Annotated in this window: 15 protein-coding genes and 1 pseudogene; 6 read left to right on the forward strand and 10 right to left on the reverse strand. The window is 56.1% G+C overall.

The annotated features are described in order from the left end of the window. The first annotated feature begins 710 nt into the window (after nt 1–710). Complete coding sequence (locus tag ACOYW1_RS14425) at nt 711–1,031, forward strand: hypothetical protein (protein WP_482423336.1); 321 nt, start codon at nt 711–713, stop codon at nt 1,029–1,031. Between the two features lie 385 nt (nt 1,032–1,416). Beyond that, nucleotides 1,417–1,863, forward strand: a complete 447-nt coding sequence (locus ACOYW1_RS14430; RefSeq protein ID WP_482423337.1) for a DUF4282 domain-containing protein — start codon at nt 1,417–1,419, stop codon at nt 1,861–1,863. A 389-nt stretch (nt 1,864–2,252) separates the two neighbouring features. Here the strand turns inward: ACOYW1_RS14430 and ACOYW1_RS14435 are convergent, their stop codons facing one another. Genes ACOYW1_RS14435 through ACOYW1_RS14450 form a run of 4 tightly spaced genes read right to left on the reverse strand, consistent with a single transcriptional unit; the run spans nt 2,253 to nt 4,044 of the window. Then, nucleotides 2,253–2,660 (reverse strand): putative Na+/H+ antiporter, encoded by a 408-nt coding sequence (locus ACOYW1_RS14435; protein WP_482423338.1) that lies wholly within the window; start codon nt 2,658–2,660, stop codon nt 2,253–2,255. A 1-nt stretch (nt 2,661) separates the two neighbouring features. Continuing rightward, nucleotides 2,662–3,309 (reverse strand): putative Na+/H+ antiporter, encoded by a 648-nt coding sequence (locus tag ACOYW1_RS14440; protein ID WP_482423339.1) that lies wholly within the window; start codon nt 3,307–3,309, stop codon nt 2,662–2,664. Nucleotides 3,310–3,353: 44 nt separating this feature from the next. Beyond that, nucleotides 3,354–3,713, reverse strand: coding sequence for a putative Na+/H+ antiporter (locus ACOYW1_RS14445; RefSeq protein ID WP_482423340.1), 360 nt, complete (start codon nt 3,711–3,713; stop codon nt 3,354–3,356). A 25-nt stretch (nt 3,714–3,738) separates the two neighbouring features. Continuing rightward, complete coding sequence (locus ACOYW1_RS14450) at nt 3,739–4,044, reverse strand: hypothetical protein (RefSeq protein ID WP_482423341.1); 306 nt, start codon at nt 4,042–4,044, stop codon at nt 3,739–3,741. Nucleotides 4,045–5,163: 1,119 nt separating this feature from the next. Here ACOYW1_RS14450 and ACOYW1_RS14455 point away from each other — a divergent pair. After that, nucleotides 5,164–5,610: a hypothetical protein gene (locus ACOYW1_RS14455; protein ID WP_482423342.1), complete on the forward strand. Its 447-nt coding sequence runs from the start codon at nt 5,164–5,166 to the stop codon at nt 5,608–5,610. A gap of 145 nt (nt 5,611–5,755) precedes the next feature. Here ACOYW1_RS14455 and meaB read toward each other — a convergent pair whose 3' ends face one another. The 6 genes and pseudogenes from meaB to ACOYW1_RS14485 all read right to left on the reverse strand — a co-directional run bounded on the left by meaB (nt 5,756) and on the right by ACOYW1_RS14485 (nt 12,019). Further along, nucleotides 5,756–6,742, reverse strand: coding sequence for a methylmalonyl Co-A mutase-associated GTPase MeaB (gene meaB, locus ACOYW1_RS14460; protein WP_482423343.1), 987 nt, complete (start codon nt 6,740–6,742; stop codon nt 5,756–5,758). Nucleotides 6,743–7,026: 284 nt separating this feature from the next. Next, entirely contained in the window at nt 7,027–7,674 is a 648-nt protein-coding gene (locus ACOYW1_RS14465) for a methylmalonyl-CoA mutase family protein (RefSeq protein WP_482423344.1), read from the reverse strand. Further along, a pseudogene (locus ACOYW1_RS14470) lies at nt 7,608–9,123 on the reverse strand (methylmalonyl-CoA mutase family protein). The gene ACOYW1_RS14465 and the pseudogene ACOYW1_RS14470 overlap by 67 nt, the downstream one beginning before the upstream one ends. 158 nt (nt 9,124–9,281) lie before the next feature. Continuing rightward, nucleotides 9,282–9,683: a methylmalonyl-CoA epimerase gene (gene mce / locus ACOYW1_RS14475; protein ID WP_482423345.1), complete on the reverse strand. Its 402-nt coding sequence runs from the start codon at nt 9,681–9,683 to the stop codon at nt 9,282–9,284. Between the two features lie 752 nt (nt 9,684–10,435). Continuing rightward, entirely contained in the window at nt 10,436–11,257 is an 822-nt protein-coding gene (locus tag ACOYW1_RS14480) for an OmpA/MotB family protein (protein WP_482423346.1), read from the reverse strand. Nucleotides 11,258–11,470: 213 nt separating this feature from the next. Continuing rightward, nucleotides 11,471–12,019, reverse strand: coding sequence for a bacterioferritin (locus ACOYW1_RS14485; RefSeq protein WP_482415910.1), 549 nt, complete (start codon nt 12,017–12,019; stop codon nt 11,471–11,473). Between the two features lie 358 nt (nt 12,020–12,377). Between ACOYW1_RS14485 and ACOYW1_RS14490 the strand changes: the two genes are divergently transcribed. The 3 genes from ACOYW1_RS14490 to ACOYW1_RS14500 all read left to right on the forward strand — a co-directional run bounded on the left by ACOYW1_RS14490 (nt 12,378) and on the right by ACOYW1_RS14500 (nt 16,160). After that, the gene (locus ACOYW1_RS14490) at nt 12,378–13,691 is read left to right on the forward strand and encodes a M20/M25/M40 family metallo-hydrolase (RefSeq protein ID WP_482423347.1); all 1,314 of its coding nucleotides are present in this window, start codon (nt 12,378–12,380) and stop codon (nt 13,689–13,691) included. A gap of 140 nt (nt 13,692–13,831) precedes the next feature. Beyond that, a complete protein-coding gene (locus ACOYW1_RS14495) occupies nt 13,832–14,416 on the forward strand; it encodes a hypothetical protein (RefSeq protein WP_482423348.1) in 585 nt (194 codons plus the stop codon). Nucleotides 14,417–14,426: 10 nt separating this feature from the next. Beyond that, nucleotides 14,427–16,160: an Ig-like domain-containing protein gene (locus ACOYW1_RS14500; protein WP_482423349.1), complete on the forward strand. Its 1,734-nt coding sequence runs from the start codon at nt 14,427–14,429 to the stop codon at nt 16,158–16,160. Nucleotides 16,161–16,189: the final 29 nt, after the last annotated feature.

Raw genomic sequence — 16,189 nt, forward strand, 5'->3', positions numbered from 1 at the left:
AGTACCCACTGTTCATTGGCCATTTGTAACGACGGTTGCGTTGGTGAAAGGGGCGTAAGGTTGCGCGGATAGAGGAAAATACGACTTGAAATGGGGATGTGTGTGGTGTAAAAAACCGTGTAGCCATGACGACCTCCTATCAAGGTTGTTTTGGTCAGGCCTGGCAGGATGTTGGCGCATCCTGTCGGGTCGCATCATGAATTCCAAAAACTTCGCAATAACTAGTTATTACGCCCCACCCTAATGCCATCCCCATGGCGTGGCAATAGTTTTTTTTAACACTAAATCATGGGGTTATTCATCAATATTTACTGAATAATTTCCGGATCAAGCCTTATTCACGAACCCCGACAGATCAGCCTTCCCGCAGAATTCCCAGTATCAGAAGCCAACTGATTGCAAAGGTTCATGGACGTATTTGACGTGAGCCCATCGAAACCAGTCCCCGTTATGACCATCCCCACGCTTTCAATATGCCAAAGAGGGCCATATGTTGGACACGTTGCTATCGAGGGAAGACGGGTTTTTTGAATTGAAAGTTGGAGGCTTTGGTCGTATGACTTAAAAGTTAAGTACCCAGGGCAAAGGAGATGACGAGTAAGTGGTTCTGTCATTGGAGGCGGCCCATCGATATTCCATTTATGACCCTCAGGAGCCGAACCCTTCAAAAAAATGTCCCAAAATTACATGCACTTCTCACGGGAAGAACAATGAAAAGATACAGAATTTCTTTAAATGGAACGAATTTCCTTTTCAACTTTGAGGAAACGACACCGGAGAAATTACGACTTTATTACACGACAAGATGGGTCAAAGCAACTAACGCAAATGAGGCTGAAACACGTGCCATTGGCCTCATCAAAAAATGCCCTGATCTAACACAAAGAACGTTGAACCAAAGGGATGACCCTCCAATGATTTACGTAGAAGAAATTGTCCCTGTTGGAATGTTTGAGTATTTGAGGCGAAGTCCTGGACGTGGATACACCTTCTACCCCAAAGACCCCGACGACAATGAAATGGCCTCATAGCAAAGAGCACCACGCGAAAAGTCAAACTCAACCCTTTGAAATGTTGAACTTATGGTTCCCAAGCAATAAAGAGGAGCCTTAAAGCAGCCATATCAGGACCAAAAAGCCGGTGCGGTCCGCGCACCCTACCGTTTCCCGTTGTCCCATCGGAAAAATACGGCAAAGATGCCAATATCTATTGAAACGTCTGTGGTTTTACCTTCCACTCAGCTTGAAGATTTACTGCAGAGCCCCATCTCCGGCGTCATCGGCCCATTGAGTCAAACCGCTACATCTGCAGCTCTGATACTCTGAACATGAGAGAATGAGACTCGTGAACCATCCAGACTAAAACTCGTTATTCTCCTTCACTTTATCCATTTCAGACAAAAAAAAGACGCAAATCTTGCCTCTTGTTAGTACCTTCCTGTCAGCACTTGCAGGCTCAGCAGGAATTGCGAACAGTTCCTGTTATACTCTCAAACCATTCCCTGAGATAATGCCCATATTAATGGAAAAAAGAGCACTGCCGAAAGACTTATCAGTACAACATTTGGAGTTATACCAAATGGAATACGGAGGTCATCACATGAGAAATATATTCTTTTTCGATTCAATGCTAACCCCTAAGATTATCACCTTTGTTTATTGGTTAATATTATTCTTTGCTGCTATTGCAGGAATTGCCGTAATAAGTGCTGCCTATGATCAAGGAACCTTCGGAATGATGCTGATAGGAATTTGTATAATTATCTTTGGAGCACTGAGTGCACGAATTTGGTGTGAACTGATGATTGTACTTTTCAAAATCCATGAAAACCTTAAAAAGCTTTGCGATAGACAGATATTATAGCGACATAGCCGGACCCCCCGGCCCCACAGCACCTGCATCAGAATAAAGCGGCCACGTCCTTGCGTCCCGTACCGGGCGGCTTATACCAAAATAACCGCACCGTAGCCTGGCAATGAATTCTCACCCACTCGTTTCCAATGGAAGCCAGCCCTTGCCTTGGATTCCACTTGTTGTTCATTGTGCCTTGCGCGGCACCTGATTTCGATAAATGCCGCTGCCACATCGCCTCTACTGGGCACCGAGAAGGTTGCACTTCACAGAAGAACAAAAAAAGCGCTTCATCCGCGAAGATGAAAAGCGCTTTTTTTAATTCCATATCTTTATGTACGAGCCCTTCGAAAAGGGCCCGTCTTTCATGCGAACGGCTTTTTAAGCCTTTGCCCCCGCTTCTACAGAAGCAGGAAGGCGAGGACCACCACAACCGTGGGGAAGAAGGCCGCCATGGCGAGCTTGCCGGGGTTAGCGCCATTTTCAATGCTCAAAATGGCCTGGCCCGCGGGGTTCGGGGCGTTGGCGATAACGGTCATACCACCACCGGCAACAGCACCTGCCACCACCGCGTACTTAAGCGGGTCGGTGAAGTTGGGTACCAGCGTACTCAGGAAGGTAATGGCCGCGTTGTCGTTAAACGCCGTCAGGACGGTGGCGCAAAGCATCAGGGTGAGTTCACCCAGGTTGCCGAGGACAGGTGCGATCCACCATCCCTGGACGCCGCCGTGGATAACCAGGCCGCCGAGGAAGAAACCAACAAGAAGCGCGGGCTTCAGGTCGATGCGGTTCTGGAAGGGCGAGGTCACCTCAAAGCCCAGAAGAGCGTGCGCAGATAAACAGGGCCGGGTAATGGGCGTTGAGAATGGTCCAGACCATAAAGAGGACGTGGACAACAACCACCCAACGGGGGACGGGATCATCACGCTTGTCCCATTCGGGGTCGTAGAAGTTCGCACGCTCGTTGTGGGGCATGAGGCCGGGAATGGTCTTTCGCATCTCGCGGCGTTTGATCTCTTCAAAGCGCTCGTTAAAGGCTTCCCTCACCAGTTCGGGATCGGTGCCCCTGCGCTCAATGCGCTCTGCAAGCTCTTCACGGAGCCGGGTTCGGGTCCTTTCCTTGATCCGGCTGCACGCCTCGTTGAAGGAATCGGTGAACCCGAGCTTGTTGCTGATGATGTGTTCCAGGTCGCTGAACTCCTGCTCAAGGTTTTCACGGGTAAAGTATCTTTTACCGATCTCCTCCTTGAGGCTCGTAAGCTCAAATTTTTCCTGCAGCTTGTTGAACTCTTTTTTGAAGAGCAGGAAGTAGACCACGTTGGAAATCAGGATACCGGTCAGGGCTTTCCATCCGAAATGGGTCAGCATGTGCATCATGCCCCAATCCCAGGGACTGGCAACCATGAGGACAGGAGGCGCCGCAAAATGGGTCAGGGTGCCGCCCACGGAGATGTTCACGAACAGCAGGCCGATGGTGGCATACTTGAACTTCTCGCTGGGGTTCAGATCGTAGATTTACAACAGAACGCCGAGATGGTCATCAGCGGCAGGCTCGGTAATGAAAGACCCAGGGGACCGAAGGTGAGGATGGTGAACCACCAGGCGATGAGGGTTCCACCGGCAAGGTTGGCGATCTTCCACATGACTCCTTCGGCCAACTTCAGGATAGGTCTCGTGGAGGCCAGGGTCATGATGACCACGACGAACATGGGCTCCGTGAAGTTGACCTTGTGACCGAGGTAGTTCAGGAGGGTGTGCCAATCGTAGAACCCGAGAATGGCCACAGCCAGGGCAATGGCCCAGATGCCGAAAATAGCCTCCACTTCACCCAGGAAGTGAAACAGCTCGGCACCATGGCTCACGGAATATTTATCCGCGACGCCGCGCTCAATCTTTTGTCCTGTCGTGTTCCCACTTGTGGGCTATGGCGAGAAACTTGTTGGCAACAAAGGTGTGAATGATGGCAAAGAGGAAGATGAGAGTCGCCACCAGATTAAAGGGTTCCTGGGCCACTCGGTCCTTTAGAATCTCTAAGATTCCAGAGGCATGAGCGTCCCCGTAAGAGTCAAGGGCCCTTGGAAAAACCTCGCCGCTTGATGCCCCATGCCCTCCCCCACTAGCGTAAACCAGCGAGGCCATGGCCACAATTCCAAGCGAAAACAAAACGATACTTAAAAGCTTTCTTTTCTCCATAACATTTACTCCACGACAGACTGCGAAAATATTTCAAAAGAGGAAACAAACCTTAAACACGCCAAAGGACCGAAGGATTCTCATTGGACCATGACAATCCTCGGCTTCAAAAAGAACATGGAGCGCCTTTATTATTTGCAAAAGACAGTCCATGCGTCTTGAAAATCTATTTCCTGAACCTGTAACACGTCGAGTCATACTGCTCCGGGAACGAGCACAGTGCAGAGTTACCATCACTGTCAGCAACACCTGAAATAGCAGGTGCTGAGGCTCGTGACTTATTGGAACTCTCAAGAATCTTCCAAAAAAGCAAGCCCCTTCCTGAACCTTTTTTCCCGGGCCTTGAAGGGCAAATACGACAAAACCTCCTGATTTCGGGAAGCTCCAAAAAACGCGCCCAAATAAAAACAACGTTTCATGTCCGGATTTTAATGTTGTTTTCCGTCAACAACGACACCAAGCGCCGCCAAATCCACGAAAGGGGAAAGAAAAGTCCCGGCCGTTTGCCCAAAAAAATTGGACAGTTCCATCAAAATAATTTATCTCATTCCTACGCATAGAAACACGACAAATATTCCCTTGCAGCCCACATTTCATGCACCACATTCGATTAGCCAAGAACCAAAAACGCCAAGGCAGATGCTCCGTCAAAAAGTCCTGGCACGTATTCTCCCTTCCCGGCCCGACGGTCACCACAGTATTAATAAGGAAGGAGCAACACACCGTTGCGGCGTAGTCGATGCCTGCTCTGTTTATTCTGACGTAATGACGGCCTCAGCATCTTACTACCCACCATAAAGCACAGCAGCTACAGTGCCATAGGGAATGCCCGCCCAAACCGTTCGGCAAACGACGTCAAAGCCCTTGCCGGTGGGTGCCAATGGCCCCATCCTTGCACTGCAAAAGCTCGTATGTTAAGCCGTTCGATGATCGCCTGGATTCTTCTTGTCCAGAGGCTATCCCATCATTAAGCATAGGGATCGCCGCACAAAGTCACTCCACACCGGGCGTACGCACCAAAACGCTCTCAGGCATCACGAAAGAGTCCGATCGTTTCTCGCTATACTGAGTTGTGATGCCGGTTGTTTATACGTCAGTATTATGAAGGATAATTTTAAAATGATTGAAAAGAATAGACGTTGGGTTGGAAGCTTACAGACGGCCATAAATCAACTCAGCGAACAAGACCGTTTAATGGTTATGCGTGAGGCGGGTGTGGGATGTTCCTCTGACATTCTGGCTTTGTGTGAAAGCGTATTGAATCACCCTGTGGGTTCTCTTGAGGACCTCGTCACTGGCTGGAACACTGTCAGGGAATCAAAAAAACTCCGGGGAAAGTGGGCCATACATGGTGATTGCATCACGGGGACATTCCATGAGTGCGGCTGTCCATTGGTTCGGTCGGGATTTATTCAGCTTACTCCTGTTCAGTGTTTGTGCTCCAAGGGCATGATTGAAAGGGTTTTCTCACACGCTACACATAAAAAAGCTGACGTCCTCATCAAACAATCCATTGGAAACGGTGATGATGTTTGTGAGTTCACGGTCATGATCCGGGACGATTGAATTGAAGAGCCACATCGTCATGATGAAGGGGACACACTTATACAATAACAGTTGCCAGCGCAGTCCAGGGAGGGGTTGATGCCACAAAAACGGTGTCCCCCACCCTTACCAAAATCTGTCTCCCACCAATAGCCCCACAGCTGCCTTACCTTTTTTCCCCGGCAAATAGATCCAAAAGTTTCCGGGCTGCATGGCCGGGAAAAATCTCCCCTTTTTCGACTCCTGCTACGGCCTCGTCCATAGGGGAAGCCACCTTTGGGGCATGCCTGAACCGATCCAAAAGGCCTTCTTCCACCAGCCCCCAAAACCAGTCCACCTGCTGCGCTTTTCTCCTGTTAAAAAGAGCCCCGGTGGCCTTGTCTGCGTCATACAATCGAAAAAGACTGTCCAACAGAGGCGCCAACCCGTCCCCGTTCAGGGCGCTGGTGGTGAGCACGGGCACTTCTCGATCAAAACGGAACAGGGCCAGGGCGTTTTCATACGCTTTGCGGGCCCTTTCCGCGGGTTCCCGGTTCTCGCCGTCGGCTTTGGTGATGGCCACGACATCGGCCAGCTCCATGATGCCCCGCTTGATTCCCTGGAGCTCGTCACCGGCCCCTGCCAGCATGAGAAGGAGAAAAAAGTCCACCATGCCTTTGACGGCTGTTTCGGACTGCCCCACCCCCACCGTCTCCACGAGGATGACGTCAAATCCGGCCGCCTCACAGGCAACCATGGCCTCCCGGGTCCGTGCGGCCACACCGCCCAGGGTCCCGCCCGAAGGAGAGGGGCGCACAAAGGCGTCTGTCCGTCGCGACAGCTCCTCCATGCGGGTCTTGTCCCCCATGATGCTCCCCCGGCTCACGCGGCTGGAAGGATCCACGGCCAGCACGGCCACCCGGTGCCCCCGCTCAACAAGATGAAGTCCGAGCCCCTCGATAAGGGTGGATTTCCCCACACCCGGCACGCCGGTGATCCCCAGGCGCAGGGCGTTGCCCCCATGGGGAGCCAGCCCTTGCAGAACCTGGGCAGCCAACCGGAGATGGTCAGGATTTCGGCTTTCAAACAGGGTGATGGTGCGGGCAAGGACACGGCGCTTTCCGGCAAGGACGCCCTGGATAAGATAATCTGGAGGGTGGGAGAAAGAAGACATGGGATAATGAATAGTAAGGGGTTAATGGGGCTAAGGGCTAAGGGCTAAGGGCTAAGGGCTAAGGGCTAAGGGCTAAGGGCTAAGGGCTAAGGGCTAAGGGCTAAGGGCTAAGGGCTAGGGCTGGGGGAGGCCAGGGGAGGCAGGCCCAGGCTAGGGCTGGGGCTGAGGCCCAGGCTAAGGCTAGGGCTGGGCTGGGGCGGCAGGCTGGGCTAAGGGCTAAGATTCACAGTTGATATATGGTGTGTCAAGGACATTCATAGCGCCCTTGGCATCATGCAGTTTTTTTACATTGGTGACTCTTCCATCAGCACATTGAGAATCCGGTTGGCGGATTCGGTGACGCGGGTACCGGGGCCGAAGACGTCTTTGACGCCCATTGTGGATAAAAAATCGTAATCCGACGGAGGGATGATGCCGCCCACGAAAATGACGATATCGTCGGCGTCATGATCGGCAAGGTGGCGGATCAGCTCCGGGACAAGGATGTTGTGCCCGGCAGCCAGGGAAGAGACGCCGATGGCGTGGACATCGTTTTCCACGGCCATTTTCGCTGCCTCCTCCGGGGTCTGGAACATGGGGGAGAGGTCCACGTCAAAGCCGAAATCGGCATACGCAGTGGCGATGACTTTGATGCCCCGGTCGTGGCCGTCCTGGCCCATTTTGGTGAGAAGGATCCGCGGGCGGCGCCCGTTGCGCTCGGCAAAGGCATCTGTCCGGTTCCGCAGGGTCGCCATGGTCCCGTTGTCGCCCATCTCACCGGCATAGACACCGGAGATGCACCGGGTGGTGGCGGAAAAGCGTCCAAAAACCTTCTCCATGGCTTCGGAGACCTCCCCCACGGTGGCCCTGGCGCGCATGGCAGGGATCACCATCTCCAAAAGGTTGCCATCCCCTTCAGCGCAGCGGGTGATGGCCGCAAGGCACCGGTCCACCTCGGCCGCATCCCGGCTTCGTCGGCGAGGTCCTCCCGGATGGCAGCGGGCACGTCCAGCACCTCCATCTCCTCTTCCTCCTCCACCTGATACCGGTTGACTCCGACGATGACATCCAGCCCCTGGTCGATGCGCGCCTGACGCCGGGCAGCGGCCTCCTCAATGCGCATCTTGGGCATGCCCGATTCAATGGCACGGGCCATGCCGCCCAGGGCCTCCACCTCGGCCAGGACCCCACGCACCTTGTCAACAATCTCACGGGTCAGGGACTCCACGTAGTACGAGCCTCCCAGGGGATCCACCACGCCACACACCCCGCTCTCCTCCTGCACCACGATCTGCGTATTCCTCGCCACCCGTGCGGAGAGCTCCGTGGGAAGCCCCACGGCTTCGTCAAAGGCGTTGGTGTGAAGGGACTGAGTACCACCCAGCACGGCGGACATGCACTCCAGGGTGGTGCGGATGATATTGGTGTAGGGATCCTGACGCGTGAGGCTCCAACCGGAGGTCTGGCAGTGGGTGCGCAGCATGGAAGACCGGGGATCCTTGGGGTTGAACCGGGCCATGATCTCCGCCCACAGAAACCGGGCCGCCCGGAGCATGGCGATCTCCATGAAAAAGTTCATGCCGATGCCGAAGAAAAAGGAGAGGCGCGGGGCAAAGGCATCCACATCCAGGCCCGCGTCAAGGGCAGCCTTGACGTACTCCAGTCCGTCGGCAAGGGTAAAGGCACACTGAAGCACCGAGTCAGCCCCTGCCTCCATCATGTGATACCCGCTGATGCTCACCGTGTTGTACCGGGGCATCTCCCTGGAGCAAAACCCGATGATGTCCGAAACGATGCGCATGGATGGGGTCGGGGGATAGATGTAGGTGTTGCGGGTGAGGTACTCTTTTAAGATGTCGTTCTGGATGGTGCCGGTGAGTTTGTCGTGGGGCACGCCCTGCTCTTCCGCGGCCACGATGTACCGCGCCGTTCATGGTCATGGAAACACTCATGGCGTCCAGGGGAATCCCGTCGAAAAGGACCTTCATGTCCTCCACGGAATCCACGGCCACGCCTGCCTTGCCCACGTCCCCGGACACCCTGGGATGATCGGAGTCGTAGCCCCGGTGGGTGGCAAGGTCAAAGGCAACGGAAAGCCCCTTCTGCCCTGCCGCCAGATTGCGCCGGTAAAAAGCGTTGGACTCTTTGGCTGTAGAAAAGCCCGCGTACTGGCGAATGGTCCAGGGGCGCCCGGCGTACATGGTGGCCTTGGGCCCCCGTACATAGGGAGACAGCCCCGGCATGGCACCGGCCCACTCCAGGCCCTTCAGGTCTTCTTCCGTGTAAAGGGGCTTGATGGAGGTAGGCTTCGGCATGGCCCGGGTCAGCTCCTCAAGGGCCCTGCCCCGAAGTTCCTTTTCTGCAAGCGTCCGCCACATCTCAAGCCCTTTGCCACTGCCCATGACGAGTCTCCTTATGGATGATAAACCACCGAAGAAAACCACAATCGGATCAACCTGCACGCTACACAAACAAAGTAGACCCTATTCCCTATTCCCTATTCCCTATTCCCTGTACCCTTTCCTATCCCCTGTTTTTCCTATTACCTGACCTTCCTACTTCATCTTTCACACAACTCCACCAGCACCCCTTGGGTCTCTTTCGGATGGATAAAGGCAATGCGCGCCCCCCCGGCACCCAGACGGGGCGTCTCGTCAATGAGACGAATCCCCTTTGCCTTAAGCTCAGCCAGGGCCTCGTCGATGTCTGCAACCCGAAAGGCAATGTGGTGCACCCCTTCACCTTTTTTCGCAAGGTATCGTCCCACAGGGCTGTCCGGTTCCATGGCTTCCAGGAGCTCTACTTCGCTCTCCCCAACCGGAAAAAAAGCGGTGGTCACCTTCTGCTCGGACACGGTCTCCGTGCCGTCGAAAGACAGCCCAAGAACCTCTTCCCAGAAGCGTCGCCCGGCGTCGATACCGTGCACCGCCACACCGATGTGATCCACGTGAAGCACCTTCATGGAGGTCTCCTCTCTGCATGATAAAGACGCATTAGCCCGAATATTTCATGAGAAAACGACTGTATCAATTCAATGAAAGGTCATTGCCGGTGGTTATCAGAGCATTGAGGTAAACCACTACATCTGCAGCTCTGATGCCTTAAATATGGGTGCACTCGCCTCGTGAAATATCCGGGTTAGGAAAGGCTACGTATGAATTGTCTCCGGTTGAATCGCGCTCTCGGGCAAACGCACAGGACGCAGGAGGAATATCGCAAGAAGAAACGAAGTTTAAGGGCCTGAACGATCGCTCAGTCTGGTAAGAAATACCACGCGGCTTTTTTGGTTGTCAAGGGGATTTGAGAGAGAACCTCGATAGGAAATGCAACGACGGGACCAGCAAAAAAACGCAACCATTCCGTTGTGCCTTCTGTGGTTTAAGTGGGTGGATAAAGCAGGCCTCCGGCGGCGAGGTGAGACACCTCGAAAGCTGATTGCCTTTGCCTCGGGCTTCGCCCTTCACAAACACTCATGGTTTGTACGAACTGGCTCACAAGCGTCGACCTAACGGGATACGTTGTCGCCACTTGTCCATTGTGGATCTGGTCACACGCCTCCGACCGGTCACGTCGTTGTAAAAAGGCTCTGCAAAAACGTTGCTCCAACAGGATCGCCCAAGGCAAAGGTATGGTGAACAGGTACAAAAAAAGCCGCACAAAAATGTGCGGCAACGTGTTTCAAGCCATTTGACGGAAATCGGCACAACCAGAGAATTACCCCGGAATCACCTCTTCCGGGTCCGAGATCCTGAAGGAGACCTCCACCCGATCCATGCCTGCCTCTTCTTCGCGGGTGCGGATGGAAAGGGCATCCGAGGCCATGCCTGCGTCCAGGAACTCCCGGGCCACATTGGCGGCCCGCTCGGCGCTCAGGGCAAACCGGGCGTTGGCCCCTTCGGCATCTGTGAACCCCGTCACCACCACCACGGGCCGATAGGGTTTCAGCACTGTGGCTACGCGCTGAAGGGTGTCCCTGTACTCGCCGGAAACCCGGCTCCCGTTGGCGGAAAAAAACACGGGCAGATCCAGGTGGACCACCAGTTCGGAGGTGGTCTTGTCCAGAGAGAGCCAAGAGGCCACATCGCTTTTTTTGATTTGGGAGGCAAGGTCGGCGTGGAGGGCGCGCCGCTTTTTCTTCACGGAGAAATCGGGGTCGGAAATCAGCCCTTCTTCTTCCAGAACCACGGCCATGGTGCCCTTGAGCCAGACCGGTATCTCACCGCCCCCGGCTTCGGCCATCACCTTGACCATATCGGAAAACTCACGCTTGTGGTTGAGGAGGACCTCCTCCAGGTGGGCAATCTCCCGGTGGACCCTGCGGGTGTCCCGGCCTTCCACGGCAAGCACCACAAGGCGCTCCTTGGCGTCGAGGAGACGTGAAGAGACCTCTTCAACGGCCTTGGCCACCACAGCGATGGCCTCGGCATCGGGTTTCAGCCCGTCGGGACCGTAGCCGTTGACGCCGTCGGCCCCGGCCGCCGTACACGCGAACCCCAACACGATCAGCGCGCACACGGCGCCTCGTATCTTTGACATCACCATTCGTCCCATAACCTTCCCTGGTCATTCAACGGTGTACCCGGTGCTTTCGCACCGCAATCCGGCCCGGCGCATCCGTGCGTCCGGGGTCTTCCATGGCCCTGAAAAAGGCCTCGGCACCGGGCTGCCTTTTCTGCGGCAGCCGGGTACCTGTCTCATATATCGCCGGATCTCGGCAAACCTGAAGCCGGGGAATAAAAAAACCTCGAATCAGGCGGGAGGTGGTGTGGATTTGCGGGCCACAAAGCCCTGGGTATTGAGCCCGGTGGCGGACGAGGTCCCCGCCTTCTGGGCCAGGTAGGCGGCCCCCAGGGTCTTGATATGACCGGCCACGCTGTCGAAGTAGTTGTAGTGGGCCTGCTCCTCGTCGATGATATCATCGAAAATCTTGGCGCTCAGGCTGTCTCCACAGGCCAGGCACAACGCAAGGAATTCATTGTAATCGGCCAGGGTGCCATCTTCCAGTTCCGTATCAAACCCAAAGATGACGGACACCTCCTGCCCCCGTTCCACGGCATCGGCAGGTTCGGTGATGGGTTCCCCCCCCAGCTCCTTGACGCGCTCGGCAAACATCTCGGCGTGGCGCATCTCGTCAATGGCGATGAGCTTCATCTGGGCTGCCAGCTCCCCGAAATCCATGTCGTCCAGGGCATAGTGCTGATTCATGTATTGGCCGATGGCATGAAGTTCCATGGCCCTGGCCTTGTTCAACACCTCAATCACCTTTGCCTTCTTCTCTTCCCGTGAAGTCTGTGTCATGGGTCTGCACCTTTTTATTAGGGGTTGTGGAAAAAAGCACACGCGCAAGGGCATGGGGCAAGGCATGGTCAAGGAAACATCATCAACCGTGATGCTCTCGCGCTTTCGTACGGTCTGCGGGTAAATCAACAACAAAGGTCGGGTCGGTGAGGCATGAACCCGTGGGCCCGGTGAGGGCCGGAGATGAAGGGACAAGAAGCGCCCCTTTCTCCTGGTTCGTGTCTACAAGAATAAAAACCTTGCCTTCCCAAGTCAACCCCCGCTGTGATATTGGAAGGATCCCGAGCCCACAACACCTTCCCGCAAAAAGGGTCATGAATCCCACGCATTGCGGGTTACAACGGAAGGAGTGCCCACCATGGAAGCCTTTGTCTCAACCCATGCGAGCCGTTATCTCGCCCATCTTCGCAACCTGGCGGCCCTTCCGTCGGTCTTTACCCGGCCCCGGGACGTGGAAAAAGCCATGGGGTACTGCAAAAAAGTCCTTGTGTCGGCCCTCCCGGATTACACCGTCATAGAAGACGAGGGACAAAATCTCATTGCCCTGCCCGGCAGCATCGACCTCAAAAAAAAACTTGTGTACCTAAGCGCCCATGTGGACACCGTGGACGCAGATCACACCGAATGGGACGCCCCCTTCTCTCCCTTTGTGCCCTATGAAGACGACCACGAGATCGTGGGCCGCGGGGTCTCGGACTGTAAGGCCGGGGTGGCCTTACAGCTCTTCCTGGCAGAACTGGCAGGAAAAGGGCATCTTTGCCTTGAGAACCTCATCTTCACCATCACCTTTAAAGAAGAAGGCGCAGGGCACAAAAGTGCCGTCCACATGGGCAGGGCCCTGGGAAAAAACCTTCCCGTCAGCCAAGACGAGACCCTGCTCCTGGTCCTTGAAAACACGGTGACCGCAGGCGTCTCACCCAGCCTGGGCCTCTACACGGCAGAACGGAGCAACTTTGTCATCGACGTCACCGGGCCCCTTGCCGAACTGAGGCGCATCCTATCCTGGGTGCCGTCTGCCTGGAACCCTGTCTGCATCTATCCCGAAGCCTCCCCGGACGCCTGGGCCGAGGTCCTCACACAAAAAGGGGGCCACGTCTGCTCCGTACCCCGGGACCAGAACATGCTCACCGAGATCATCTTTAACGCCAAGGATTCGGACCTGCTCTGCGCCGGAGCCCCGGACAGTTTCGGGGTCATCCCCACGGAGATCAAGCGAGGGCACGCCCCGGTACCCACGTCTCACACCCTGGTCCTGAGCAACCGCACCTTTGACAGTCTGGACACCGTCCGAAGGCAACTCACGGGAATCCCTTACCGGGAGCTCAAGGACTTTTCCATCTCCCCGGGCATGGACATGCGGAACCGGTGGCCGGGATCCACATTCCAGCGAGCCGTGGAGGCCATGGGGCCCCAGCCCCTTGAGATCACCCTGGACCACAACACCGGGATCTCGGATGCCTCCACCATCGTCAACACCATGGCCCCGTCCCTCAGGGACCGCTTTTTCCCCGTGGTTGCAGGCCCGGGAACCCGGTCCCAGCGCCGGGTGTCGCCCCAGCGCCTTACCCATGGGAAAAATGAAACCTTCGACAAACAAACCGGCATCCGGGCTACGGTAACCCTCTTCAACCTCCTCAGGGAGCTGGGTGTGGTCGATAAGAGCCGGACTTGAGCCCCCCTGCTCCCTGACAAGGCACACCTAAATTGAGATAAACGCGACTGAACCGTTCTCCCGCGTGAGCTGATATGGTACATTAACATGATGTCAATCACACCGTTTATGGTAACGTAAGATACACTGTCGAGGCTTGTATGGCTCCTGTGCGTTATGCAGCGTTTTTGTCCATCCTGTTGTTTTTCTTTTCCGTCCCCTCCCCTTCCGCAACAACAGTCATTCCCGTCAGCCTGACCCAACTGACGCAAAAGGTCGACACCATCGTGGCGGGTGTCGTTCGGGATACCCATGCGTACTGGGACGAGGGCCGCATCTACACGGATGTGACCCTTGAGACCATGGAGTTTCTCAAACACCCCACAGCCCAGCGCCCCGAGACTATTGTGGTGCGCACCATGGGCGGCCAGATAGACGACATGCGCATGGAGGTCCACGGCGTGCCGGACCTCCATGTCGATGAAGAGGTGGTCCTCTTTCTCCGGCAACACGAAGAGGATTACACCATCTACGGGCTCTACTACGGCCTCTGCCGCATTGAAACCGACCCGGACGACGCCTCCCAGAGCGTCACCGGCCCCGTATTCCGGGCCAGGACCACGCAAAGCGCGGAGACCAAGGCCCTCAGCCTCAACCCCCTGCCCCCCAACGGCGAGGCCCTGGACCTGTTTTTCCAACGTGTCCGGGACCTTCTTCCGCCCGCCGATGAAACGCGACAACCATAGGCTTTTTTGCATGAAATCAACCCTGTCGAAACTTTTTTTATCCGGCCTGTTGCTTCTCCTTTTGCCCGGGCCTCTCTTTGCCTGGTGCTGGATTCGGGATACGGGCAGCACCAATCAGGGGTGCGGGGCACTGCTCTACGTCGAAAGATGCTGCGACGGCAACCTGCGCAGATGGTCCGGCGGCACCATGAGCTATGCCATCTCCAACACCACACCGGGAGGCCTCATTCCCTCTCTGCAAGCCGGCGTCAACACGTGGAATGCCATTGAGATGAGCACCTTCGCCTTCGTATACCAGGGCTCCTCAACCCTCACGACCGTGTCCAGGGACGGCACAAACCTCATCAGCATCGACCCCCAGTTTGCCACCCGCAACGGCCGGGTCGGTGAAGGGATCCTTGCCATCAGTACCACCTGGACCCTGGGAGTGGGCGGCTCCTACAGGGCCATTGAATCGGACATTGCCTTCAATGGGGAGGAGTACACCTGGGGAGACGGCAGCGGCGGCACCATTGACACCGCTGCGGTGGTGGCCCATGAAAGCGGTCACAGCGCTGGGCTCAGCCACGCCGGAGCCCAATGCCAGAGCGCCGGATCCGAAGGATGCGGTGCCAACTTTGAAGAGGCGACCATGTACTGGAACTACTCGGCAGGGGCCATTGGTTTCAGGGACAAAGGCAGCCTGGAACTCGACGATATTGCCGCCATGGTCCACGGGTATCCCAGGAGCACCCTGACCGTGAGGGTGGAAAACAGCATCGGCCAGCCCATTGTGGGTGTCACGGTGGACCTTCTGGATGCAGCCGCTCCCGTGGACGGACAAGACAGCCTCCAGGGGGGGCGGGTGTACGGGGACGTCACCAACAACGCGGTCCTTGCCGGGGATAAAGTCCGAAGTGACAGTTATTTGAACCAGACACCCTTTGACACCACCGATGCCTCAGGGCTCACCAACGCCATCCACCCCACCCGCCGCTCCATTCAACTGCGAGCATCCATTGCTGCCTTCAGCCACACCGTCTCCCACACCGTGGCGGACGGGACATCGACCTTCACCCTCACCATGCCCGAAGCCATCGGCGACCTGGTGGCCCCGCTACTTACCGTCACCAGCCACACCACAGGTGACTTTGTCAGGACCGACACCATCACCCTCACCGGCACCGCTTCGGACGCCGGACGGGGCGACTCCGGCGTCCAGCAGGTGACGGTTAACGGGGTGCCTGCCGTCGGCGGTTCCGCCCTGGGCAGCGCAACCGCGTCCTGGTCGTCTGACCTCACCCTCTCCCCGGGCACCAACACCGTCACGGTGAAGGCAACGGATAACGCCGACGCCGGCAACACAGCCACCCAGGTCATAGACATCATCTTCGATGTGGTGCCGCCCACAGTCTCCCAGACCTATCCCTCGTCCGGCACGTCAGGGATCGGCGTCAACAGCACAGTCTCCGTCCTCTTTGACGAGCCCATGGACCCGGCCAGTATCACCACGGCAACCTTTACCAGCGCCCAGGGCCTTGCTGGGACCGTCACCTATGATGCGGCCAGTCGCACCGCCTCCTTTACCCCGGCGTCCCCCCTTGCCTACCAGACCTCCTACACCTTCACCCTCACCACGGACGTGCGGGATGCCGCCGGCAATGCCCTGGATTCACCGGTCACCTGGGGTTTCACCACCCAGGCAACGCCCTCGTCATCCGGAGGGGGCGGTGGCGGCGGATGCTTTATCCGGTCCCTGGACTAAAAGGAGGGGCACCCCCAAATATAAACGGC

The organism is Desulfoluna sp. CYM3A, assembly GCF_056829965.1.

Bases quoted from the DNA above. Each gene is read 5' to 3' on its own strand.
- ACOYW1_RS14425 (WP_482423336.1), top strand. From the start codon at position 711: ATGAAAAGATACAGAATTTCTTTAAATGGAACGAATTTCCTTTTCAAC.
- ACOYW1_RS14450 (WP_482423341.1), bottom strand. From the start codon at position 4,044: ATGGAGAAAAGAAAGCTTTTAAGTATCGTTTTGTTTTCGCTTGGAATT.
- ACOYW1_RS14455 (WP_482423342.1), top strand. From the start codon at position 5,164: ATGATTGAAAAGAATAGACGTTGGGTTGGAAGCTTACAGACGGCCATA.
- meaB (WP_482423343.1), bottom strand. From the start codon at position 6,742: ATGTCTTCTTTCTCCCACCCTCCAGATTATCTTATCCAGGGCGTCCTT.
- mce (WP_482423345.1), bottom strand. From the start codon at position 9,683: ATGAAGGTGCTTCACGTGGATCACATCGGTGTGGCGGTGCACGGTATC.
- ACOYW1_RS14480 (WP_482423346.1), bottom strand. From the start codon at position 11,257: ATGTCAAAGATACGAGGCGCCGTGTGCGCGCTGATCGTGTTGGGGTTC.
- ACOYW1_RS14485 (WP_482415910.1), bottom strand. From the start codon at position 12,019: ATGACACAGACTTCACGGGAAGAGAAGAAGGCAAAGGTGATTGAGGTG.
- ACOYW1_RS14490 (WP_482423347.1), top strand. From the start codon at position 12,378: ATGGAAGCCTTTGTCTCAACCCATGCGAGCCGTTATCTCGCCCATCTT.
- ACOYW1_RS14495 (WP_482423348.1), top strand. From the start codon at position 13,832: ATGGCTCCTGTGCGTTATGCAGCGTTTTTGTCCATCCTGTTGTTTTTC.
- ACOYW1_RS14500 (WP_482423349.1), top strand. From the start codon at position 14,427: ATGAAATCAACCCTGTCGAAACTTTTTTTATCCGGCCTGTTGCTTCTC.